The organism is Halostagnicola kamekurae (assembly GCF_900116205.1).
GTDB classification, from domain to species: Archaea; Halobacteriota; Halobacteria; order Halobacteriales; family Natrialbaceae; genus Halostagnicola; species Halostagnicola kamekurae.
The window spans coordinates 26,584-47,475 of the sequence record NZ_FOZS01000002.1 but is presented as its reverse complement, the minus strand read 5'-3'; the positions used below and the strand labels follow the sequence as shown (position 1 = coordinate 47,475).

The 20,892-nt window shown below is 57.9% G+C and carries 36 protein-coding genes and 1 tRNA gene; 11 read left to right on the top strand and 26 right to left on the bottom strand.

The window, feature by feature from the left end; all coding sequences use genetic code 11:
* Positions 1 to 15 precede the first annotated feature (15 nt).
* Positions 16 to 309 carry a stress response translation initiation inhibitor YciH gene (gene yciH / locus BM348_RS08010; RefSeq protein ID WP_049953737.1) on the top strand — a complete coding sequence of 98 codons (294 nt, stop codon included), beginning with the start codon at positions 16 to 18 and terminating at the stop codon, positions 307 to 309.
* Between the two features lie 155 nt (positions 310 to 464).
* On the opposite strand, the gene BM348_RS08005 is transcribed toward yciH, so the two are convergent.
* From BM348_RS08005 to BM348_RS07980, 6 genes are all read right to left on the bottom strand, one after another.
* On the bottom strand, positions 465 to 833 hold the full coding sequence (locus BM348_RS08005) for a rhodanese-like domain-containing protein (RefSeq protein ID WP_092903809.1): 369 nt from the start codon (positions 831 to 833) through the stop codon (positions 465 to 467).
* Between the two features lie 64 nt (positions 834 to 897).
* On the bottom strand, positions 898 to 1,500 hold the full coding sequence (locus tag BM348_RS08000) for an NUDIX hydrolase (protein WP_092903807.1): 603 nt from the start codon (positions 1,498 to 1,500) through the stop codon (positions 898 to 900).
* A 94-nt stretch (positions 1,501 to 1,594) separates the two neighbouring features.
* On the bottom strand, positions 1,595 to 2,023 hold the full coding sequence (locus BM348_RS07995; RefSeq protein ID WP_092903805.1) for a DUF5809 family protein: 429 nt from the start codon (positions 2,021 to 2,023) through the stop codon (positions 1,595 to 1,597).
* Positions 2,024 to 2,047: 24 nt separating this feature from the next.
* Positions 2,048 to 2,464, bottom strand: a complete 417-nt coding sequence (locus BM348_RS07990) for a DUF5810 domain-containing protein (protein ID WP_092903803.1) — start codon at positions 2,462 to 2,464, stop codon at positions 2,048 to 2,050.
* A 143-nt stretch (positions 2,465 to 2,607) separates the two neighbouring features.
* Entirely contained in the window at positions 2,608 to 3,084 is a 477-nt protein-coding gene (gene rimI / locus BM348_RS07985; protein WP_092903800.1) for a ribosomal protein S18-alanine N-acetyltransferase, read from the bottom strand.
* Between the two features lie 143 nt (positions 3,085 to 3,227).
* The gene (locus BM348_RS07980) at positions 3,228 to 3,515 is read right to left on the bottom strand and encodes a DUF6360 family protein (protein WP_092903798.1); all 288 of its coding nucleotides are present in this window, start codon (positions 3,513 to 3,515) and stop codon (positions 3,228 to 3,230) included.
* Between the two features lie 314 nt (positions 3,516 to 3,829).
* Between BM348_RS07980 and BM348_RS22190 the strand changes: the two genes are divergently transcribed.
* The 3 genes from BM348_RS22190 to BM348_RS07970 all read left to right on the top strand — a co-directional run bounded on the left by BM348_RS22190 (position 3,830) and on the right by BM348_RS07970 (position 4,884).
* Positions 3,830 to 3,961 (top strand): hypothetical protein, encoded by a 132-nt coding sequence (locus BM348_RS22190; protein ID WP_281244681.1) that lies wholly within the window; start codon positions 3,830 to 3,832, stop codon positions 3,959 to 3,961.
* A 51-nt stretch (positions 3,962 to 4,012) separates the two neighbouring features.
* Entirely contained in the window at positions 4,013 to 4,744 is a 732-nt protein-coding gene (locus BM348_RS07975; RefSeq protein ID WP_092903796.1) for a DUF7119 family protein, read from the top strand.
* Positions 4,745 to 4,810: 66 nt separating this feature from the next.
* Positions 4,811 to 4,884: transfer RNA gene (locus BM348_RS07970), tRNA-Lys, on the top strand.
* A 76-nt stretch (positions 4,885 to 4,960) separates the two neighbouring features.
* Here BM348_RS07970 and BM348_RS22185 read toward each other — a convergent pair.
* The 3 genes from BM348_RS22185 to BM348_RS21250 all read right to left on the bottom strand — a co-directional run bounded on the left by BM348_RS22185 (position 4,961) and on the right by BM348_RS21250 (position 6,069).
* Complete coding sequence (locus BM348_RS22185; RefSeq protein WP_281244680.1) at positions 4,961 to 5,083, bottom strand: hypothetical protein; 123 nt, start codon at positions 5,081 to 5,083, stop codon at positions 4,961 to 4,963.
* A gap of 533 nt (positions 5,084 to 5,616) precedes the next feature.
* Entirely contained in the window at positions 5,617 to 5,928 is a 312-nt protein-coding gene (locus BM348_RS22410; RefSeq protein ID WP_092903794.1) for a UvrD-helicase domain-containing protein, read from the bottom strand.
* 3 nt (positions 5,929 to 5,931) lie between these two features.
* The gene (locus BM348_RS21250; protein WP_175507137.1) at positions 5,932 to 6,069 is read right to left on the bottom strand and encodes a hypothetical protein; all 138 of its coding nucleotides are present in this window, start codon (positions 6,067 to 6,069) and stop codon (positions 5,932 to 5,934) included.
* A gap of 607 nt (positions 6,070 to 6,676) precedes the next feature.
* On the opposite strand from BM348_RS21250, the gene BM348_RS07955 reads away from it, so the two are divergent.
* Positions 6,677 to 8,026, top strand: coding sequence for a site-specific integrase (locus BM348_RS07955; protein ID WP_092903790.1), 1,350 nt, complete (start codon positions 6,677 to 6,679; stop codon positions 8,024 to 8,026).
* A gap of 121 nt (positions 8,027 to 8,147) precedes the next feature.
* Here the strand turns inward: BM348_RS07955 and BM348_RS07945 are convergent, their stop codons facing one another.
* The 4 genes from BM348_RS07945 to BM348_RS20600 are packed head-to-tail and all read right to left on the bottom strand — an operon-like array spanning position 8,148 to position 9,835.
* The gene (locus BM348_RS07945) at positions 8,148 to 8,462 is read right to left on the bottom strand and encodes a hypothetical protein (RefSeq protein WP_092903786.1); all 315 of its coding nucleotides are present in this window, start codon (positions 8,460 to 8,462) and stop codon (positions 8,148 to 8,150) included.
* Entirely contained in the window at positions 8,459 to 8,779 is a 321-nt protein-coding gene (locus tag BM348_RS07940) for a hypothetical protein (protein ID WP_092903784.1), read from the bottom strand. Before BM348_RS07940 ends, BM348_RS07945 begins: the two co-directional genes overlap by 4 nt.
* A complete protein-coding gene (locus BM348_RS07935; RefSeq protein ID WP_092903782.1) occupies positions 8,776 to 9,621 on the bottom strand; it encodes a hypothetical protein in 846 nt (281 codons plus the stop codon). The genes BM348_RS07940 and BM348_RS07935 overlap by 4 nt, the downstream gene beginning before the upstream one ends.
* Positions 9,614 to 9,835, bottom strand: a complete 222-nt coding sequence (locus BM348_RS20600) for a hypothetical protein (protein WP_139231163.1) — start codon at positions 9,833 to 9,835, stop codon at positions 9,614 to 9,616. Before BM348_RS20600 ends, BM348_RS07935 begins: the two co-directional genes overlap by 8 nt.
* Positions 9,836 to 9,985: 150 nt before the next feature.
* Here BM348_RS20600 and BM348_RS07930 point away from each other — a divergent pair, with 150 nt between their 5' ends.
* Positions 9,986 to 10,177 (top strand): hypothetical protein, encoded by a 192-nt coding sequence (locus BM348_RS07930; RefSeq protein WP_092905472.1) that lies wholly within the window; start codon positions 9,986 to 9,988, stop codon positions 10,175 to 10,177.
* Entirely contained in the window at positions 10,177 to 10,419 is a 243-nt protein-coding gene (locus BM348_RS21815; protein WP_245779415.1) for a hypothetical protein, read from the top strand. The genes BM348_RS07930 and BM348_RS21815 overlap by 1 nt, the downstream gene beginning before the upstream one ends.
* 228 nt (positions 10,420 to 10,647) lie before the next feature.
* On the opposite strand, the gene BM348_RS21245 is transcribed toward BM348_RS21815, so the two are convergent.
* Positions 10,648 to 11,112: a hypothetical protein gene (locus BM348_RS21245; protein ID WP_175507129.1), complete on the bottom strand. Its 465-nt coding sequence runs from the start codon at positions 11,110 to 11,112 to the stop codon at positions 10,648 to 10,650.
* Positions 11,112 to 11,489, bottom strand: coding sequence for a DUF7344 domain-containing protein (locus BM348_RS07920; RefSeq protein ID WP_092903780.1), 378 nt, complete (start codon positions 11,487 to 11,489; stop codon positions 11,112 to 11,114). Before BM348_RS07920 ends, BM348_RS21245 begins: the two co-directional genes overlap by 1 nt.
* 494 nt (positions 11,490 to 11,983) lie before the next feature.
* On the opposite strand from BM348_RS07920, the gene BM348_RS07915 reads away from it, so the two are divergent.
* A complete protein-coding gene (locus tag BM348_RS07915) occupies positions 11,984 to 12,301 on the top strand; it encodes a hypothetical protein (protein ID WP_217642006.1) in 318 nt (105 codons plus the stop codon).
* Positions 12,302 to 12,310: 9 nt separating this feature from the next.
* On the opposite strand, the gene BM348_RS07910 is transcribed toward BM348_RS07915, so the two are convergent.
* The 10 genes from BM348_RS07910 to BM348_RS07865 form a co-directional block, all read right to left on the bottom strand.
* Entirely contained in the window at positions 12,311 to 12,571 is a 261-nt protein-coding gene (locus tag BM348_RS07910; RefSeq protein ID WP_092903776.1) for a hypothetical protein, read from the bottom strand.
* A 112-nt stretch (positions 12,572 to 12,683) separates the two neighbouring features.
* A complete protein-coding gene (locus tag BM348_RS20595) occupies positions 12,684 to 14,066 on the bottom strand; it encodes a hypothetical protein (RefSeq protein WP_139231162.1) in 1,383 nt (460 codons plus the stop codon).
* 421 nt (positions 14,067 to 14,487) lie between these two features.
* The gene (locus BM348_RS07900) at positions 14,488 to 15,549 is read right to left on the bottom strand and encodes a Cdc6/Cdc18 family protein (protein ID WP_092903772.1); all 1,062 of its coding nucleotides are present in this window, start codon (positions 15,547 to 15,549) and stop codon (positions 14,488 to 14,490) included.
* A gap of 100 nt (positions 15,550 to 15,649) precedes the next feature.
* Positions 15,650 to 15,967: a hypothetical protein gene (locus BM348_RS07895; protein WP_092903770.1), complete on the bottom strand. Its 318-nt coding sequence runs from the start codon at positions 15,965 to 15,967 to the stop codon at positions 15,650 to 15,652.
* A gap of 60 nt (positions 15,968 to 16,027) precedes the next feature.
* Positions 16,028 to 16,246 carry a hypothetical protein gene (locus BM348_RS07890; RefSeq protein ID WP_092903768.1) on the bottom strand — a complete coding sequence of 73 codons (219 nt, stop codon included), beginning with the start codon at positions 16,244 to 16,246 and terminating at the stop codon, positions 16,028 to 16,030.
* The gene (locus tag BM348_RS07885; RefSeq protein WP_245779414.1) at positions 16,243 to 16,470 is read right to left on the bottom strand and encodes a hypothetical protein; all 228 of its coding nucleotides are present in this window, start codon (positions 16,468 to 16,470) and stop codon (positions 16,243 to 16,245) included. The genes BM348_RS07890 and BM348_RS07885 overlap by 4 nt, the downstream gene beginning before the upstream one ends.
* Positions 16,471 to 16,472: 2 nt before the next feature.
* A complete protein-coding gene (locus BM348_RS07880) occupies positions 16,473 to 16,805 on the bottom strand; it encodes a hypothetical protein (protein WP_092903765.1) in 333 nt (110 codons plus the stop codon).
* Positions 16,805 to 17,413: a hypothetical protein gene (locus BM348_RS07875; RefSeq protein ID WP_092903763.1), complete on the bottom strand. Its 609-nt coding sequence runs from the start codon at positions 17,411 to 17,413 to the stop codon at positions 16,805 to 16,807. The genes BM348_RS07880 and BM348_RS07875 overlap by 1 nt, the downstream gene beginning before the upstream one ends.
* Entirely contained in the window at positions 17,413 to 17,898 is a 486-nt protein-coding gene (locus tag BM348_RS07870) for a hypothetical protein (protein ID WP_092903761.1), read from the bottom strand. The genes BM348_RS07875 and BM348_RS07870 overlap by 1 nt, the downstream gene beginning before the upstream one ends.
* A 1-nt stretch (position 17,899) precedes the next feature.
* Entirely contained in the window at positions 17,900 to 18,103 is a 204-nt protein-coding gene (locus BM348_RS07865) for a hypothetical protein (RefSeq protein ID WP_092903759.1), read from the bottom strand.
* Between the two features lie 199 nt (positions 18,104 to 18,302).
* Between BM348_RS07865 and BM348_RS07860 the strand changes: the two genes are divergently transcribed.
* From BM348_RS07860 to BM348_RS07850, 3 genes are all read left to right on the top strand, one after another.
* A complete protein-coding gene (locus BM348_RS07860) occupies positions 18,303 to 18,521 on the top strand; it encodes a hypothetical protein (RefSeq protein ID WP_092903757.1) in 219 nt (72 codons plus the stop codon).
* Positions 18,514 to 19,149, top strand: a complete 636-nt coding sequence (locus BM348_RS21810) for a J domain-containing protein (RefSeq protein WP_092903755.1) — start codon at positions 18,514 to 18,516, stop codon at positions 19,147 to 19,149. The genes BM348_RS07860 and BM348_RS21810 overlap by 8 nt, the downstream gene beginning before the upstream one ends.
* Before the next feature lie 64 nt (positions 19,150 to 19,213).
* Positions 19,214 to 19,828, top strand: coding sequence for a hypothetical protein (locus tag BM348_RS07850; protein ID WP_139231161.1), 615 nt, complete (start codon positions 19,214 to 19,216; stop codon positions 19,826 to 19,828).
* 276 nt (positions 19,829 to 20,104) lie between these two features.
* On the opposite strand, the gene BM348_RS07845 is transcribed toward BM348_RS07850, so the two are convergent.
* Positions 20,105 to 20,431, bottom strand: coding sequence for a hypothetical protein (locus BM348_RS07845; protein ID WP_139231160.1), 327 nt, complete (start codon positions 20,429 to 20,431; stop codon positions 20,105 to 20,107).
* Positions 20,432 to 20,892: the final 461 nt, after the last annotated feature.

The window sequence follows — 20,892 nt, the reverse complement described above, 5'->3', positions numbered from 1 at the left end:
GTACAGGTGAACGTAATGTCGGAAGTCTGCTCGACGTGCGGGCTGCCCGAAGAGCTCTGCGTCTGCGAGGACGTCGCCAAGGGCCAGCAGCAACTCACAATCCGCATTGACGAGCGCAGATACGGTAAGGAGGTAACGATCATCCAGGGATTCGATCCGAAAGACGTCGACCTCGACAGTCTGTCGTCGGATCTCAAATCGAAATTCGCCTGTGGCGGCACAGTCGAAGACAGCCAGATTGAACTACAAGGGAATCACTCGGGCCGAATCGAGGATTTCCTTCGGGATCGCGGCTTCAACGTCGCATAGGATGATCTGAGACGACTCCCGAAACACGGAAACCCGTATCGCTTCGCTACCGTCCGATTTTCTCTGCGGAACCGTGCGCGACAGCGACGGGACCGGCGGCCTAGTTCCCCCACCCACGTCTCCGTCGGTGACGATCAAACGACCACCGAAACGGACTAGAACGGAGATTCGGTGCCAGCGGTCGCCTCGTCGCTCGCGGACGATTCCGAAACGAGCCCGTACTTCAGCCCGTACTCCTCGAGGCCGCCTTCCATGCTCTCGACCGTCGCGTCAGCGGTGCCTTCGTAAGAGCCGATGAGATTGGCGGCTTGGACGCTCGCTTTCCCGTGCGGGCAGACCGTGACGATGCGTTCTGCGTCCTCGAACTCCTCGACGCGACTCGAGAGTTCGCGAAACGGGACGTTTTCGCTGTCGGGAATGTGGCTGTGGTCGAAACTTCGTTCGTCGCGGATGTCGACGATTCGAACGTCGGCATCGGACTCGAGAAGTTCGCGTACCTCGTCAGTGGAGATTTCGCCGTCCATCGGGCAGGTGTTATCGCTCGGACCGAATAAGGCCACGGGTCGAACGAAACGGAGCGACACACACCTACAGCAGTCCGTCTTCTTGAGCCAACAACAGCGCGCTTATCGTCGAGTCGTTCGCCGGCTGCTCGCGGGCACGCTCGAGAGCCGTCTCGACCGGAATCGACGTCACCTCGAGGAACTCGTTGCTATCGAGTTCGCGCTCGCCGGGAACGAGGCCGTCGGCGTAGACGACCGCCCGATCGTGGTTCAACACGCCCGTCGCGACGGCGTATTCCTGTAAGAGTGCCGTCGTCTCGGGCACGAAGCCCGTCTCCTCTTCGAGTTCGCGCGTCGCGGCTTCCGTGTAGGACTCGCCGTCTTCGACGATCCCGGCGGGCAACTCGAGGTGGTGCTCGCGGATCGCCGGCCGATACTGCTCGACGAACAGCAGGCGATCGCCCGCGGCGTCGTCCCCGCTCGAACCGACGGCGGTCCCGTCGATCTTCGCCACGACGACGACCGCCGGCGGCAACTCCGCCCAGTAGTAGCGTTTCTCGCTCCCGTCGGGCTGTTCGACCAGATCGTATCCGCCGTCGTACCAGCCGGTTTCGTACTCGAGTTCGCGCTCTACGACGTCCCATCCCGCCGGAACGGACGGGCGAGACGACTTGTCTGGCTCGCTCATCGAACCCGACTGGGCGCTCGAGGGGGTAATAGGTGCCGTTTCCGACGCGTTTCGGGGTATCGCGATGGGGAGCGGTCGTGATCGAGATGGGAAGCTACGAGGAGCGGCGATCCTCCAGTCGGTCGCGATACAGGCGGCCGAACGCCTGCCTGCGAAGGGTCGCGACCGCCGCGTCCTCCTCGTTCTGGAAGGTCGCGGCGACGGCCTCGCCGTCGGGGCCCGCGTGCCAGGCGACGGAGTCGACGGACTCGTGGCCCGTCTCGGTCACCTCGCCCGCATAGTCCTCGAGCCACTCGGCGTACTCCTCGCGCGTGCCGACGCGAACCGAGAGCATACTCGCGAAAAGGGCGTCTCGCGCCGTCTCGATGACCTCGCTCGAGACGCGGTCATTGTACTCCTCTCGGTCGAATTCCATCGCTCTGGTGACCTCGCGGACGACGGTCTGGGCCGCAGGGCCGAGGGTCTCGTAGCGTTCGCGCGCCGCATCGATCGAGTCGGGGGAAAACGAACCAGTCGTGTACATAGGAGAGAGGACGAACGCGGACGGTTAGGGGGTTTCGTTGTCAGACTCGGTCGAGTGCTCGTCGTCGGCTGAGTCCGCGGGCTCGCGTCGCTTTCGGGTCAGTTCGCGGGCCTCCTCGAGTGCCTCCTGGGCGTGGGGACTCGGCTGTTGTGTCATCGATCCGCGACCGGATCGACGGGACTGGGCCGCCAGTTCGTCCTCGAGCGACGGCGATCGGCCGTGACCGTCTCCCTGTTCGAATTCGGGCGTCTCGACTTCCCGAGCGTGTTCGACGACGATTTCGGCGAGCTGCTCGGGACTCCGTTCGTTCCAGTCGGACGCGTGGCGCTCGAGCCACTCGAGGTGGTCCTCCCGCCCCAGCGACGCGGTCACGGCGAAGTGATTCGCCAGGTGAACGCCGTCGGCTTCCTCCGTCGAACAGACCGGACAGGCATATCCCATATCCGGGCGTACGTCAGCCAGGGGTAAAGTCGCCACGTCTCCGATTCGGCGAAAGAGCTTCCTCGCTCGGGCACACCGACTTGAGCGGCGTCGTTTCCCGGTTACGAAACGACGGCGAACGCGGGACACCTCGAGTCGCTGTCTCACCGGAGTTCGTAGATCATCACGATGGCGTCCTCGTCGTCGTCGTAGTACCCCGGTACGCGACGGAGCGGGTCGAATCCGAACGAGCGGTACAGCCGTCTCGCGGACTCGTTGGACGGTCGCACCTCGAGTTTGATCGAGTCCGCATTGTACGCGCCGAGCACGGACAGCGCTCGGGTGAGCAGTGCCGAGCCGACGCCCGACTCTCGATGGTCGGGATGCACCGCGATGTCCTTGACGTGGCCCAGATTGCGGCCGTAGTTCGGCGTCACGTCGGAGACGATATACCCCACGATCGTTCGGGTTTCGTCGACCGCGACCAGAAACCCCGGCTCGCCGAGAAACGTCTCGAACGCGTCGTGGGGCCAGGGCTGGGAAAACGAGGCGTTCTCGATCCGAACGATCGCCAGCAGATCTGCCCTGCGAGCCGGTCGGATCGAGAGGCTATCGCCCCCCTCTGGAACAGGGGCCGTCATGCACGGACGTATCACAGCGAACCATAAAAACGAACCGTCGAGCGGTCGACGTTCTCCTCCGTTCGAACTGTCCAACGCCAGCACGTGTTCCCGGCGTATATCACCGCTGACCAGCTACGCCTCGCTCCGACAATACCCCGCCCCTAGGTATCGACAGCTCCATCCTCGACGCGCGCGGCGTGTTCCTCGAGTTCGCCCGCCAGCTTCCGAGCCTGTTCGGGCTCTAACTGGAGTTCGACTACGTGCTTTGGAAAGTGCGCTTCCGTCCGATTGTCCAACTCGACCTGTAGCTGCACCTCCGCCGGCTCCTCCCTGTCAGTCGTCGCGTTCACCACGCCAACTGAGTCGAATTCAAACTCGTAGCCGGTTGCAAGCGCGTCGACGTAATCCAACGTCGTGTGTGCGGTAACGGAGAGCAAACGATTCGACATGCCTCGAATATTACGCCGAAATCACTTAGCCGACGCGGCTCGGAGCGGACTCGAGCGGGCCGCGACGATATGATGACGGGCAGGACAGTCGAAATCGCGCGACTCGAGGTACTTTCGGTCGAAATATCGAAACCGAGATAGCGGCCATCCTTTCCGCCACGAGCGAGTACGGGTATCGCTTGCACCCGAAGGCGAACTTATGGCTGTGTCGCTCATATTGGGTGTCATGAACCACGAATCAGGAACGAAGCGCGGGAGTCGAGAGCGCGCGTCGGGCAGTGTTTCGCTGCGAGCAGACGTGACAGAGGGGTACCATGACTAAAGCTGAGTGCGCGACAGAGCCAGCAGAGGACGACGAACGCGACGACAGCCACCTCGACGACGTCGAAGTCGGCGCGGGATGTACGGAAATCTGGGAGCACCTCGCCGAAGAGCGCGACGAGTAAGGCGCTATCGGAACAGGGACTTTTTGGCGATCAGATTCCTACTACGTTGGTATGAGCGACAATCGGCGCGGAGAAAAACAACAGGACGGGACCGATCGATCAGTCCCGACGGACCGCAAATCGCCCGTCGGAGCGCCCGTCATCCGCGGTGACGAATCCGTCGCCGGAAACCGTGCCGACCGAGCGGTTCAGTTCGACCCGGACGACCCCGACAGCCTCGCCGACGCCGCCGAAACGGTCAGACAGTTCGCGGCCGGCAACACCATGGGCGACCACCTCGACATGCTTCGCGGTGCCGCCGCCTGCGCGGCGCTCGTCCGCGGCGAAGGATCGTACAAAGCCGCCGCAAAACGGGCTCGAGACGGCCTCGAAGAGGAATCACGGGAGAGAGACGACGAGGACGAAACCGCCACTGTTTCGTTCATCCGAAAGTGGGCTCGCGTGCACGACCTCCCTCGATCGGTCCGTCGACAGGTGGCGCTCGGACAGATCGCCCCAACCGCGGCGAAACACATCGCACGCGTTTCCGGCGAATCTCGCCTCCTCCTGGCCTGGGCGACGCTCGACGGCGACCTTACCGTCAGAGAAGTTCGAAGCGTCGCGAGCGCGGTCAACGACGACACACCGATTGACCAGGCGCTCGCCCAGTACGACGTCCACCTGGGAACGCTCGAGTTGACGCTCCCGCCGATCCGCTATCGCGACCTGCGACAGCAGGCGTCGCTCGAGGGCCGGCCCGTCGGCGAGCTCGTCGCGGACGCGCTTGAGGGATACCTCAAGTGAGTTCGAAGCGGATCACCATCGGAGAAAGAAACGTTTAACCACTGCTCGGCGATAGTACCAGTTACGGGGCCGGTAGCTCAGTTTGGCAGAGCGTCTGGCTTTTAACCAGACGGTCGCGTGTTCAAATCGCGCCCGGCCCGTTTTCACGACGAACAGACGTGAGGAGTGAAACGGCCGCCGCGATTTGAATCGCAGGGAAGTCGTACACAGCGAGAGTCACCGAAGCGGTTCGACTGTCGTTTCGCTCGTAAAGTGCAGTTCTTTCCGCCCGTTGAAGGAGGTGTCCTCAAGGTCCGTCAGGCGGTAGCGAACATCGACTTCCACGTTCGGAGGAGACACATTCTCCCACGCGACGAATTTGATCCGGCCGCTCCAGTCCTCGAGGATCCCCGCGTGTGCCTGACTCGCGGACGCATCGTCCCACAGTCGCCTGATCTGGCCGTAACCGTGATTTTCGGACCGACCTCCCCTAGATCAGCGACACCCGTCGGCCGGAAAACGTGGGTCTCGATCTCCTCGAGAAACGCCGATTCCTCGCCCGACCTCGTCAACAGATCGAGCGTCGATTCCGACCGCGTCACCGCGACGTAAAAGAGTCGCCGCTCCTCAGCTTCATCGCTCGCACGCACGTCGCGAGCCAGATCTAACAACTCGTCGTTCGCACGTCGGGTGAGAACCCATCCGCACCCGCGGCGACGTGCAGTAGAATAACGTGTGGTTCCTCCCGTCCTTAGCCTGATGGGCCAAGAACACCGAGACACCGCCGTCATCTGCCTCGCTACCCGTAGTGGTGCATCGGTGGACGGAACGAATCGCGTCGTCTTTGCCGTCGTACGGGCTCTCGCGATCCTCGAACGCGGTCGTGACCCGATTCACGAAGTCGGCACCGTATCGTATCGAGAGAGGATATGACGTCGTTCGGATCGCTCTCTGCCTCGATGGTCTGCGACCACGTCGACGCGACCCGTACGCGCCTCGCGTGCGATCGCGTTCGCGAACCCGTGAGTCGTGCGCACCTCGACGCCAATGATACCGAATCGGTCCTTGAGGCGGTCCTGTATCTCAGCTGTCGATTCGTTAGTGAGCGTGATCGCGACGATTCGTTCGGGGTCGACCCCGCACTCGATAAGATAGGTAATCCGGTGCGCGAAAAGGAGCGTCTTACCGGATCCAGCCCTAGCAATGACCTAGTTGTACTCGTCGTCTCGAACGATCGCTTTCTGCTGGTCTTCGTTGAGATTGTGTCCCGCCTCGTCGACGTCCGTAACGAGATGTGCGTACCGCTCGAGTTCCTGCTCGACGAACTCGTCGTTGTAACTCCGCACTCGTTTCGATATCGACTGTAACGTTTCTCGTATTTCGGACAATCTATCGAGGTCGTCCTCCGAATAGCGAAACGGCCAGTTCGTCGAGTAAATATCCGCGTACGTCTCGGAGAGTCGCTGAACAGTCGCGTCCAACTGCTTCTGCTCGGGCGCCGTTAGGTAGTGTTGCCCGTCGAGAGTCGCTCCTGCGTCTCGACTACCGCCTCGAGCTCGGCCCTGAGGGAATCCACTCGAGATTCGAACGACTGCCGCTATCGTCCGGAATCTCTGACCCATAGTCGAACGAGAAATTTTGGGATAATACGGAGGAGAAATCGTACGAACAAAGACCGCTCAGTTACCACTGGAACCTCGATCCGTCACTCGTTCATTACTCTGATATTCGACGATAGACTCGTTATAAATTCTATGAGAGTGATAGAATTCAACGTGGAGTCAGTACAGACAACAACTGGTTGTGGCAGCTCGTACGCCCTCGACGAACGAACCGGGTATGATAATTCGAATAGATGGCGACCGTGTCGGTAGAAAGGAGTTCTGGAAGGACAAGCCAAGGGCCGGCTTCTAGCCGAACCCTTACAATCCATTGTTCCGTGAACGTTGATAGATGAGCGACTCCGACCCACGCGCCGAAGTCGACACCCTCCGCGACCGTCTCCGGTCGAACGGGGAAGACTCTCGCTACGTTCAGTTCGAGGCCGACCGCCGTCACCTCCTGAAGTTCTCGGATAACATCCGGCTCGTTCCCTCGGAGATCGGCGACCATCGCCACCTCAAGCTGCTCCGACACTGCAGCCGAATGGCTTCCCTGGTCCCACCGCCATCCGTCGAGGACTTCGAAGACAACGGCGAGGCCGACGAGATCGACGACGAATCCGACGTCGACGAGCTCCTCGAGGAGCACGGCCTGCTCGGACTCGCACTCGAGTACCGTGCCGCTGCGGAGGCTGTCGTCCGCTGGATCAACGAGGAGTACACCAACGAACACACCAACCAGGACTACCGGACGGCGCTGCGATCGTTTGGTCGCTACCGACGCAAACTCGACGAGCCGCCCGAGAGCCTCAAATGGATCCCGACCGGGACGAGTAACGACTTCGACCCTGTCCCCTCCGAACGCGATCTCCTGACCTACGACGACAGCCAAGCGATGGTCGAGACCGCCCACAACGCGCGGGACAAGGCACTGTTCGCCGTCCAGTTCGAGGCGGGTCTCCGTGGGGGCGAGCTCTACGACCTCCGCGTCGGAGACATCTTCGACGGTGAGCACTCGGTCGGCCTCCACGTCGACGGCAAAGAAGGCGAGCGCACCGTCCACCTGATCACGTCGGTTCCATACCTTCAGCAATGGCTCTCGGAGCATCCCGCTCCGGATAACGACCAAGCACCGGTCTGGAGCAAGCTCTCCTCGCCCGACCGACCCAGCTACAACACCTTCTTGAACTACTTCAAGAACGCTGCTGGTCGCGTCGACATCACGAAGGACGTCACGCCGACCGCATTCCGGAAGTCGAACACTCGATGGCTGATCCTCCAGAACTTCTCGACAGCTCGAATCGAGGACCGGCAGGGCCGAAAACGCGGGAGCGAGCACACCGCGCGCTACATGGCTCGGTTCGGCGAGGAAAGTAACGAACGCGCGTACGCGCAACTCCACGGCCTCGAGGTCGAATCCGACGAACCCGAAGACGTCTCGCCCGTCCCCTGTCCCCGATGCGGAGAGGACACCCCGAGTGACCGGGATTTCTGTATCCACTGTCACCAGAGCCTCGATTTCGAGGCGAAGGAACTCCTCGACGAAGTCCGCAGCGTCCTCGACGATCGGTCGATCGAAGCCGAGGACCCGGAGGATCGGCGAGAGTTCGTCAGCGCTCGACGGACGCTCGAGGAGAAACCCCACGTCATGGACAAAGACGACCTTCATGAGTTCGCCTCCTCGTTATCGTCTGAGGACTGAAGCACGATCTCGCAGATACGTCGCACCTCGTCGTCATCCTCGTGTTTCTCAGCAATCCGTTCGAATAACGCTCGTTCGTCGTCGGTTAGGTCGTCAACTGGTTGGGGAGAGTCAGCCGTACTCATTGGTCTGTCACCTGTTTTCGGATGTAGATACGCTCGGACCACGGGCGGTCCATCAGCTCAATGCACGTCGTGATCGCGCCCTGTCGGGCGAGAATGACGGTGTCGCTGCGACGGTGGTACCGGGCAACTGCCCCGCGTCGGGCACTCGGATAGTGGATCGGGGTAGCTTCGGACCACGCCTGTTCGATGTCGACGTCGTCGACGAGAGCGCGATCGGGCCATTGGTCTTCGACGTGTTCCGTGGCTCCGACCACGTGCTCGGCTGCACGCAGGCGTTCGCGATCGGCAATGTCCTCGGTGCTCGTGCTCACGCGAACACCACCCCCTTTGCGAGTAGGAGTGAGAATAAGAGGGCTGCTGAGACGATCGCGACGAGAGCAAGGCCCTCGAAGGGGCTCAGTTGCGCTCGCCCGTCGACGAACTGCTCGAGTGTCATCCATGAGCCAGTCTCGAGGTCGACGTCCTCGGGAACCCCGCCTTCGTTGAATAGCGCCTGGACCTCGCTGTAGTCGTCCGGTCGACGTCCAACCAGCTTCTCGAATCGGTTCTTGTGTTTGCGCGCGTGGGCGGGCCCGGCAAGTGGGCTTGCGAGCTCCTCGCCACAGACGGAGCACTCGCTCTGGCTCATTGGTCCCCTCCGGAGACTTCCCGAACATCTCCATAGCAACCGAGAGCAACCGTAATCGCCCGTGCTCGCCCTCGCGTAACACCGAGTTCATCAGCTATAGTACCGAGTGCGTCGAACTCGTCAACAACAGCAAGAACGTCGGCTTCGGTTACGCCATCGGGGAGCGCGATATCGGGTTCGTCCTTCTCGCCATCGACAGCGTCGACGGTGATCTCGTCGGTGTCCTCCTGGACGCCTTCGTCGGTGCCCGCCGACGAATCGTCCTCGTCGTGGTCGACATTTGGTACCTCTGACACCTGTTCGTTAGTGTTGTCTTCGATAGATGCTTCGATTTCCTGACCATCTGACGATGGGGGAGAGTCGGCTTCGTCATCGCCGGTGCCCGCCGGCGAATCGTCCGTGGCGTCCTCCTCGAGGTCGACTGGTGCCTCTGACTCTGACGTTGATTCGGTGGTGTCGTCCTCGGTGGAGGTGCCGCTTTGTCTCTCGTGAATTCCGTTCTCGACCATCCGGTTGTAGACAGCGCCGTAGCCGACATCGAAGCGCTCGGCGGCAGCGCTGATATTGCCGTCCGCTGCGTTGTATGCCCGCTCGAGATCCTCGGTGTCAGTGTGATCCAGCGTCTTTTCGGGGGCATCACCCTCATCACCACGTCGGTCGGCGGCTTCGGTTGGATCTCCGAAGCCCTCGAGATCGTCGTCGCGAACAGTGACGGTGAGCTGGCCGTGGAGCGTTTCGTCGTCGGCCTCGAGCAACCGAGCGTCGTCGATGCCGATCGGTGTGTCCTGGAAGACGGCGACGACGTCGGCGAATCGACGAAGCCCGTCGGCGGGGTCACTCATCGGAATCACCGTAGACGGGTTCATCGAACTTCGCTCCACAGCGGTTACAGTAGTGAGATGGTCCACCTGGGTTACTGGATGGTTTCCCTGTCTTCTTTCGAACCGCGAGTTGGTTGCATTCCGGACAGCGCGGACGCTCGTTGTGTGGCGTCGTCGACGGTGCCTGGCGAGCGTGTTTGAGGTCGAAATCGTCGGGGATGAGTTCACTGCTCACTGACGGTCACCCCCTTCGGTTCCAGTGGAGTTCTCAGACTCTGCGAACGGCAGACAAGTCTCTGGTTGCGATGTCCGGTGAGGGGTACCGATAGGCAGGTACTTGACCGGCAGAAATCTATTGTTATATGTTGTCAATGGACTTGGTTTGATGAACCCATCAGATGCTGACGAAGACAAAGAAAAACTCCCTGGGAAGTGTGACAGTTGTGGTGCAGTCTTCACTGTCTGGGTATTAGCCGACGGCTCTATCCGACCGGTTTCTCCGGAGAATTCATGTGCCTGTGAAGAGGGGATCCTCAGGACTGTTGATAAATCGGATATCTTTGACAACAACGAGTGATGGCCCCTCGCGAACTGGGCACTCTCGTCCACACACTGGCCGCCATCGGTCACGACCGCTCGCTCGAGGTCGACATCATGCATCTCTTTGCGCGCGTGGCGCTCCATCTCGTCAGAGACATCCACGAGATCAGTGTCGCGGTAGGACCAACTGCAGTCCTCACAGTCCGCTCGATGTTGTGGACGTCCACCGTCGGCGATCGCCTGTTGCTCCTGGCAGTCGTGACGGATCAACTCGCCTAGCGTCTCAAATGGGGTCTCGCAAAGGTCACACCAGTGGGCGTCACCTGCGAGGAAGGCATCGCGACCACCGTCGGTCGCCACAACCCGCTCGAGTCGGTCGCGAACGCGCTGGTGGACGTCGTCGCGACGATGCTCGAGTTCGTACTCGCCGACGACGTAGTTGATCGCGACGCTCGTGCTATCGCCGGCGTCGATCAACGTCGCAGCTTCGCGAACGGCGCGATCGACTTACTCGGATTCCCGAATCCCACCGTCGGCTCGGACTTCGCTTGTCCCCTCGTGACGTGCGTCGACGGCGCTGTTCTCGAAATCGTGGGCGCGCTTGAGGACTTGTCGGAACTTGTCTTTTCGTGCCGTTGGGATCGTGGAATCCGCGGGTGGGCGTTTGCACACCGACGGCGGAACTCCGTCGCGATCACATAGTGTCCAGTCCTCACTGGTTGCGCGGTAGCGGGTCTCGAGCCCGATCTCGAGGTCGCGGGTCACACCGAGGACGGCGATCGACGCGACGTCGGTGTTCTCTGCCCACCCACGACGGATGGCGATCGTGTAGAATCGGCGCTCGTTCTCGGCAGGTTTCGGGTAGTCGGCATCTTCGAACGTGCCTTCGTCGGCCCACTGGATGGGCCCCCACTCAAGGCCGTCACCGTCCATCACGACCGGTTCGGGGTAGAGACAGTTGTAAGAGGCCATCACCGCTCACCTCTATCGATCTGTTCGCTGTCGGCTTCTGAGCGGAACCGGCTCTGGGCGTCGTCGACAAACGCCGCACAGTCAGCAAAGTGGGGGCCTGGTGCGACCTCGAGGTCCTGCTCATCGAATTCGACGATGTCGTAATCGTCGAGTTTCGGGAGATGTTGCTGAGATAGCGAGACGTATACGGAGTCGTACTGGCTGTCGGTGATGCACGCGATCGCGTCCGACAGCGCTCGGATATGCATCGGTCCGAGTACGTCGACGAGCTCGACGACGAGTCGGCGGCGAATCGGCTGGAACAGGTGCAGCGCCTTGTCGGTCGTCAGCTTGCGTGGGAATTTCGCAGGCTGATCGGGTCGGGCGGCTGCAGTCATAGTCGCACCCCGTAGAAGAACGTCGAATCGTAGCGGTCGGCACGCTCGAGCGCCTCGACCAGGTATGTCGATGGGGTAGCGTTATCCGCGTCGCGCGTGTGCGAGTTTCCTAGACGGGGCTGGTGGCCTGAACAACCTCCCGTCTGTGCTACCGCGTTGCCGCGCGGTGGTTTTTCGGATAAATCAGTGGGCGCTGGAGAGTCATCTCGGCCGTGTGGACGGCCGGCGGTACTGCGTTCTGTGGGGCAATCTCTTTTTACCCCGGTGTGCTCGTTGGACATGACTTCTGAATTCCCCGTGTGAAGGGTTCGGAAGTCAACCTCGGGGTGCGCCAACACCCCGAATCTTCGCAGATTCTGGCGAGGATGACTTCCTATCTATAGTGACTGGTTCGACCGTTTAATACTTTTCCCACCACTGGCCGGATATCTACCAGCTAGTAACCGGACTCTTATAGGCTAGTGGCCTGAACAGGTCATCATATCGGTGTACATATGAGTCCTACCGACCCAGTTAAACGACAGATGAGGAAGCCGGCAGATTGGATGCGTTCGCCGACTGACGATCGCATTCTGGAACTGATGAATGAGGAGGGGAACATGACGCCTCGAGCATTGTCTCGTGACGGTTTTGTTCCTCGTATCGACATCAGCCGTGAATATGCCGGCGACCGGTGCCGAGAGCTCACGAAATACGGATTGCTTGAGCGACTTGACCGTGGACTTTATCGGTTGACAGAGTTCGGAGAAGCTTATCTCGAGGGGGACCTCGACGCTGGGGAACTCGAGCCGGTCGAGGGCGTCGAAGACTGACATCTTCTCTCACCGGATCTCTGCTTCCACAGCTCTGAGCGCTTCGTTGATCCACTGCGGGACTGTCCGTGTTGGTGGATCGCGATCGGTACACTGCCCCCGGACGAATTCGAACGTCCACTCTTCTGGTCCGTGATTGAGATGCACCGTTCGCTCGCTGTCGTCACCGTACTCGATCTCAAGCGCAATTACCCGTGGCACCTCCGCCGGGATCTCGGCGTCGACGTCAGTGCGGAGGTCGACATCGATCGTTCGCCTTGCAGTCGACATGACAACCGCTGATTGGCATGGTGTTTGCTTTAAACCCCCTTTCAATTCCGAATGTCTCGTCAGATAGATATATTATCTATATCACTCTGAAAGGGTCGCAGAAAACAGTATATTATCTAGAGGGCGTGATTTCTTCTAGCGAGTCAATACCTTGATTGACCAATTCCTTCGGAATCTGAGATAATTTGTTGAACATTGGCAAATCCCGAAATATATATTGAGCTAATACTTCCCCATAATCAGTCAGTCTCCATGATCTCTTGTTACCTGATAGTAAAGGAAGTTCTTTCCAATTTGTTTGAGAGTCATAGTGTTCTCCTGAAAGTGCCCGACCAATAGCCGTTACTTGAGGATCACGGTGTTTCCGGGAACCAATAATTTCAGCAATTTCATGTGAGGATATATTAGGTCCCTCAGTGTTTATTAGTTTGAAAACCTGAAATGCATTGACTCCTCTCCACCGATGATCTCTCAGTCGAGAGGTGTCTTCCGCTAGCCGAGAACTAAGCTGGATTCGCTTTCGGATACGATACTTGGAATACACTTCAAGAATGTTCTCTTTTGAGGCGAACACATCTACATCTAATTGATCTAAATCGTGGGTATCTTGGAATGCCGCCACATTACCTCCAGAACCGGGAATAGTGCTATAACCAACACTCATGTCGATGATATCACTATCCACACCATCTGCGATCAAGTAGTCTCTTGTTTTTTTGATTATTTTGTGACTTCGTGAGTTTCTATACTCCTCCCATTTCGTCGAATAATCAGTATCATCAAGGGAAAATAATATCCCATCGGGTGTGGGGTCTGGAAATAAATGTTGGTCGTCGTCATAAAGATAGCCAGCTTCGAATAATGTATGCCGGATATTTTGATCAATATCTCTCTCGATTTCCCTCCATTTTTGACTATATTCATCCATCCCTTCCGTAAATTCGTCGAATGTCATTCTCTCCTCGTCAAACTTAGAAGCGAATGTGAGTGACATCTCATTTATTTCACCAATAAATTGATCAACTCCATGTTTGTCAACCTCCGCAACTGGCAATGGAAGTATATATGCACCAAGTATGAATCCAAATGACATCTGAGATACTATCTCTCGCATTTGCTGATCATCGCGACCACTCATTACGTGATGTATGGTTTCACCTATTTCTCTCCCTAATTCACAGGCCGGAGACATCGGCCTGAACTCCAGATTTAGCTCTGTCAGTGGTATTGATGAATCATACATTGATAGTGAATTTGGCAAACTTTTGAGCGATAACTGTTCTAGCATATCCACATCCATTCGATCAGAAAGTAATTCCATATCATCCATAAGCCTCTCAAAACGTTCAGGTAATTTATCCTTTTTCGCTTCTATCTGCGACTCCAATTTCGATTTTCGATAACCACCGGTAGATCCGTTTTTTAGGAACTCTCTTTCCGCTTGTGTCAAAGCAAAAGAGGCGGGGCCGCCTCTTGATCGACCTTCATCGGCCATATATAATATACCACGTTAAAGTAGTTTCTCGCCCTATTTAAATCATCCTTAGCAACCAATCTTTCACTGAACAATGATCGAGAACATCCACCTCATTTGGCCTTTACTCGCTTTGGCTCTGGTGAATCGCCATAGGGCGTTGGGTTGGACCTACATAGTGGCACTGTGAATGAGTCCAATCGTTTCGCCAGCAGAGATTCGGGGGAAACTGAAGCCAGAATTGTCCAAGAGTAGTGCATCGAGCACCTGATATAGAGTTGAAAGTCGCCGGAGTCTAGCGATTCACCAGAGCCCTCGCTTTTGTACTCTATACCGTTAGCCTACTCCTGATCAGCGCTATGTGCCAATCAAAGGAAACTGTGAATATTGAAGTTATAATAGATCTGTTTTAAATATAATTGTGGTTCTAAAAGACGATTGGTCATTCTAATGGCATTCTTCCCGGTAGTTCTAGCAATGGTTCTACATCAGAATCAATTACCCAGTAGAGCCGATCACGTGTCGGACCGTCATAGTCGATGAGATCGTACTCTGCAAGCTTCGAGAGCTTCTCCCGGCGAGCGCGTTCTCCAAGTGGTTGCGGCGGCGACCCCGCATAGATATCCCCCGAAACAGCGTCGTAGCGGTCGTGCAACTCCGACGCCGAGAGCTCCTCAGCTTCGTGAATTATCGCATACAGCACTTGGTGGTGAAACGGCAATGAACTTAGATTCAACTTCCGAATTCGGTGGCGGGCATGTTCGTAGGAGTCGTCGACGTCCCGATCGCGCACCCGACGGTGGCCGCGTTCCCGAGCGAGCACTGCCGCGGAGCGCAGCGACTGGATCCCATGGCGAGCGACGCCGGCGACCTCGTCGGCGATCGCCTCGAGTTGGGCTCGAGAGACGGGTTCGCCATGCAATCCCTGGCGGGCACGCCGCTCAAGGATGTCCGCGAGTTCGTCGACGCCGTAGCGTCCGAGCTCAAGGTGACCCTGGTCGAGTCGGTGGCCGTCGGTGACGTCCAGACGTGAGAGCCAATCGGTTCCGTCGTGGGCGATCACCACGACCGTGACGTTCGCCATCGCGAGCAGTTCACCGACTGCGTTCGTCTGGGGGAGATCATCACCTTCATCCAGGACGACGATCGTTTCGCTGGTGATCGCCTCACGGATCTCTCGGCAGACGTCTCTCGTCGGGAGGGTCTGGGCGACCTCGTTCGGTCCTCGAGGCAGCTGCTCGAGCATCGCCCGAAGAATGCCGCCGGTCGTCTTCCCGAGCGAGTCGACGAACACCCGCGTGACGTCGGTCTGTGTCTCGAGGTGATCGACCGCTGTTCGGGCGAGAACTGTCTTCCCGACCCCACTGGGTCCGGAGATAAGGACGTCCGACTCCGCTGGGTGGCGGGTGGTAAACCGGCGGAGAAGCTGTTCGATCTCGTTCTCCCGATGGAGCAAATCGGGTGGGACGAACTCGTCGTCGAACACCCGCAGATCGGCGATCATATTCTCGAAAACTGTCTGGTATCCTAAAAAGACTACTTGTAATTCCGAATAATCGCTGTACTGGGCCCGGTATAGTTCTCATAAGATGCGTGATTGAATATTAGGTGTTCTCGACGAGCCAGAGTATGAGTTGCGAGATAGACGTGATTGCAACGCCTCCGCCAATAGCCGCCATCATGATTTCGAACAACGGCAACAGGAGCCCATAGGCTGTGATAATTTGGCTGGATCCAGCCGCTCCTGTGGCTGAGACGATGGCACAAAGCGCGACAAGCCAGGTAAGCCCCGAACTCACCTCGATATTCTCCTGTTCAAATATTTCAGAGAGTATGAGACGAGCGTACGCCACCATTCCAAAGAGCGTAGAAAAGTACCCGGTTATGGACAGCACTTCGAATAGAGTACCGAAGATAGCCATCTCACTACGTGTGAGTGTTAGTGCATCCTACTTATCAGCTTCTGCAAAAAGAAGAACGAGTTAGTCGTTGAACCGATCCCGCCAGTAGTCTGTCTTCGCCCAGCGCTGCGAGCAGTCCTTCTCGTGCGGGATTTCGTCTATATTCAGATGCGACCGACCGCACTCGCAGCACTCGATTTCGCCGGTCGGCTCACCTTTGCGAAAGCCGTCGACATCGATGGACGTCTCGCTGCGAACGACGTTGTACTCCGTGTCCGGAGCCAGAGCGTCACGGCTCATTGAACCTCCACGACGAGATGGTCGCCTTGTGGCTGGGCGAATGTGATGCCACAGTCGTGGTCACCGAGGTCGCGGAGGACCGCCGGTGGGACGCGGTCGACTCGTTCGAGCAGCACGATCTCGAGGACGTCGTGTCCGTCATGTTGATCGACAGCGCGGGCGTCAAGCACCACTGGGTGTGGTTCCACCGCGTTGGCCGCACCTTTGATATCCGAGGTTTGCACACTCACTTCGACCACCTGGGTTCACCGGAAACGTGCTCTCCTAACTGTTGGTCGACGTCGTCGCGATCGGCACCGAGGGGGATCGATCGCCGGCCCGTCGCAAAGCGGACTCGATGTTGGTGTTTGCAGGTCACACCCCGGTAGGTCGCATCATCGCACTCGCACGTTCGTTCGCGAACGTCGACGAGGTACTCCGATCCACTCTCAGAGACGACCAGATACATGTCGTCGGCATCGCGAACGCGCGGATCGTCCTCGAGGACGGTGAGGTACTGTTCCAGAGCTCGGCGTTCGCGATCGGCGAGGTGGGCCTGTGGAGATTCGGCGACCGCCATCACTCATCGACCTCCTCAAGGAGCGCTGCGACATAGCCATCCAGATCCTCTCGGTCGGCATGGCGAACAACGAGCTCGGCGAGTCGAGCGCCAGGCCCCCACAGTGGCGACCCCTTGAGATCCTTCGCGAACTCGAGCGTCAGTTCGTCGGCGTCTTTGCCGGTGTTGTTCCGGAGGTAGGACTCGAATCGGTGGTCGGCTGCTGTGACAGATTTCGGATCGATCTGACCGCCGACGATCGTCTCGGCAACGCCGACGAACGCCTGGACACGGCCGTCGACCTGAACGCTCCAGGCCTCGAGTTGTTCGTCGTCGATCACGTACCGTAACAACTCATTCTCCCGGGACTCGAGCACCTCTCGAATCGCGTTTCGCTTCCAGTTTCGGAGATCGCGGAAGCGCCAGAACTGTGCGAACTCATCAAGCGTCTCGAGGCGGCGGGTGATCGACACCTCGCCTTCGGTACGCTCGGTGATGTCGCCGTGTTCGCGAACGACGGTCACTGGCCCGGCACCCTCGACGAGGAACGACCGCGGCAGTGCTGTCCCCTCGGTGGTGTCACTGTTGATTGTATCCGCGACGTCGGTGTCGTCTGCTTCGGTCGACATCACTCGCTCACCTCCTGGTCGTCGTTGCGATCGTGGACTCGAGCAACGATCTCGAGGCGAGTCCGTGGAAATGCGTACCCCTGCAGCGGTCCTATATCGGTGCTCGTCCGCTCTGGGAACTTCACCACGACGACGTCATCGTCAGCCGGGTATCCGGGGTTGGACTCCGCGACCGTCTTCCCGTTTCGAGCATCCACTTCATTGGCCGGCTCGAGCGGCGTCCGAACGACGACCATCGTCGCGTCGATGTCCTCCCGGTCCTGGACGTGATCACCGACGTCGACGGGTGGGTACTCGAGTTCGTTCTTGGCGATCTCTAGCTGCGCGTTTTCGTTTGCGGTGTAGGTGTCCGCCTCGCCGCCATCAGCTCGGAGTTCGGTTTCGGGGGCGGTGACCGCCTGCGCTTCGCGCTGGATTCGGAGTTCGTCCTGGGCTTCGGACTCAAGGTGGTCGGCTTCGATGGAGCGTCGTTTTGCGGCCCGCATCTTAGATCGCCTCCGCGACCGCAGTCTCGAGGGCGTCCGTTGCGAACTCTCGTGCAGCGTGGAAGACGTAGAAATCTGGGAGCGCATCAGTCGTCGACGTATGCTCGCCAGCGACCGCACTTAGGTCGGTTTGGGTGGTTTCCGTTTCCGATTCAGCGTTCGATTCGTCCGCAATCGTCTTGAGGTGGGCTTGTGTAGTTGCCATTGCTTCTCACCGAAGCACGAGAGGTCGGTGCTGGAACACCGGCCTCAGATTCTCTGAGGCGTCCCGTGCTTCACAGTCACTACTTTGCACCAGTGCATATTAAATGTTTTGCAGCAATGCAAATGTATGCATAGGCGCAAAGTTTTAGGGAGCTGAGAAAGAAGCTTCATTTGCAATGGCGCAAAATAAAACACCCAGAATGGGACGGTACCGTGCAATCATGACGGACACGGACCGCGAGTACATCTCGGGCGAAGCAGACGCTTCGGAGTCACAGCGCCTTCAGTCCATCTCGCGTGTACGGTCTCGGATCAACGACGAACTGACAAAGGACATCGAAGTACTCGAAGAACACCACCCGGAACTACTCGAGGAACTCCGCGACGTGGTCTGCGAAGACAGTGATTCCAATGAGTAGTGCAGCCACCAACGGGAACTCCCGTCTCGACTGGCCCACTGAGCTCGAGCGAACCGATTCAACGAATCGTGAACGGACCACCAAGTTCGACGTCACACTCGGGAACGCGATCAAGGACATCAAGCGCGAGATGGATCGCCTCGACGTCGACGACTGGCGACTCGAGACCGCGATGCCCCAACGGAAGACCGACGGCCTCCCCTATGCTAGCGCTGCCGAACCCGAGGATCCCGGCGTTGCACTCCGCTGGACTGACGATGGCGAGGACTACGCGATCGCGTGCGATCACTATACGCGTGTCCGTGATAACACCCGTGCGATCGGGCTGTACCTCCGCGAAAAGCGCAAGATGGAGAATCGGCCAGTGACGACCGGGCAGTCGGAGTTCGCGACGGCGCGGTTGCCGCCAGCTAATGAGGACGCGATCGCCGCGCCGCCGGCCTCGAGTGACGACGAGTTTCAGGAGGAACCACACGAGATTCTCGAGATCTCCCCCGACGCATCCGACGACGTCGTCAAGGCTGTCGCGAGACGAAAGTCGGCGGACGTCCACCCCGACAGTGACGCCCCTGATGTTGAGGAATACAAACGGATCCAAAAGGCGAAAGACGCGATGCTTAACCGGTAATCCTCTGCCCCAGATAGCACACCGCCGAAAGTTATTTGAGGTTGTACTATCAGTCTTTGGACCAATGAGCGATGAGGACCGTGCTGTCGGAGACTGTGTTTGCCGAGAAGCGCGGTATACAGTCGACCACCACATTACTCGAATACATAATGTCGATAAGAAGGCTGTTGGAATATTTCGTCTTAACCTCCTCCTTATGGGGGTATTGCTCACGGCATTGACGATAATTTTGAATCGTGATGGGATCGAGGTCGCACCGTTCTTCAATATCTGGTCTTATGGGTGTCTATTTTTCCTAGTTCTATCGACATTTTTTGCATCAATCACGTACACCTCATCTAGCTACGACCTCGGTGTTAGCCCCAAGATTATAGAGGATGTTGAAGAGGGAGAGATCGATTCCTCGGAAGAGTTCAATGACGAGGTAACAGAGTTATATAAAGAATGGATAGTCCACAATAGAAACATGGGGGATTTCAATTCATATCTCATCACGATAGCGATCGCCTCTGCGTTTAATGGGATTGTGCTGCTGTTAGGAGGCGGCGCACTCGGACTATCTGGATACGAAAATGAGGGAATTATTTATCTCACGTTCTTGGTTACATCATCAATTCTCATTTTCCTTGATTGGGTAATCTGGAATGCCGATAGTTTCTACGCTCGCATCAGCGACTGAACTAAAATTATCTCCCCTCTCTTAATGTCGGCAATAAGGCTTATATTCTGGACACCGTAGTAGAAGATGTGATGACCTCGAGTGACAAAAACTCAGAGAAGTCGCGGAAGAGGTCGAGAGGGACGGAGCGTGTGACAAACTCGCCAAATCTTGGCCCGATAACTGCGATGAAGAAGGCCGCGCGTCGACTCCGAAGCGGAAACAGCGATGAGGAATAAGAACAGCAGTGAAGTGCCCCAACCCTACTTCACTATTTTGTAGCCTGCGTAGAGAGATTTATCGCCATTCGTAGTGAACCCACTCGAGATCGTCGCGATGGTTCTCGAGCCACTCCGTCGGATCGTTAGTCTTGCAGAGAACCTCATCCCAGGTGGTGTGCCCTGAATCCAGCACCTGGTACGAGATGATCTTCCCGAACCCGTGGTACGATCTCTGGAAGACGATCGCCTCGAAGCCGCGATTTCGAAGTCCCAGAAACTCCCCGTCGACGAAGCCCTTCTGCAGCCGACGGACGATACTCGAGATGTCGTGATCACGGACCCGAAGATAGTACTTCGAGAGCTCGTGTTTGAGCACTAAACGCCCGCGTTCGTGTGCGCGCATACGCCGGTGTGTCTCGTGCCCTATAGCGAAAGCCTATCTGGGGCGGTTCCAACAATTCCGATTTCGAAAACTACCGATAAAAGACACTGAAATCTGTAATTCAGCGGCAAATACGTTTACGTAGGAGATAGCGCCTAGGCCAACTGCGTAGGGAGAAACCCCCCTCTCCCAATGTGTCCTTGCCGTTCGTCGAGAGCTTTGCCTTCTCACACACCCTGATAGTTATATTGTTTGACATTGTCTAGGGATGCACGCCAGGTCTGTGTGGGTCTCCGCCCAACAGCCATCCCCACCTGGCGTTCTCTCTCATCCCTCGAGCAGAGCGTCGCCATCACCGATTTCTATCCTGCATTAGTATCAACAATACAATAATATTAACTATCTTCAGACGAACACCTAACTGCAACCGGGAAGAGTGAAAGGGGGTTTTGTCGTTGTCACCTACCTCGTCCTACCATCAA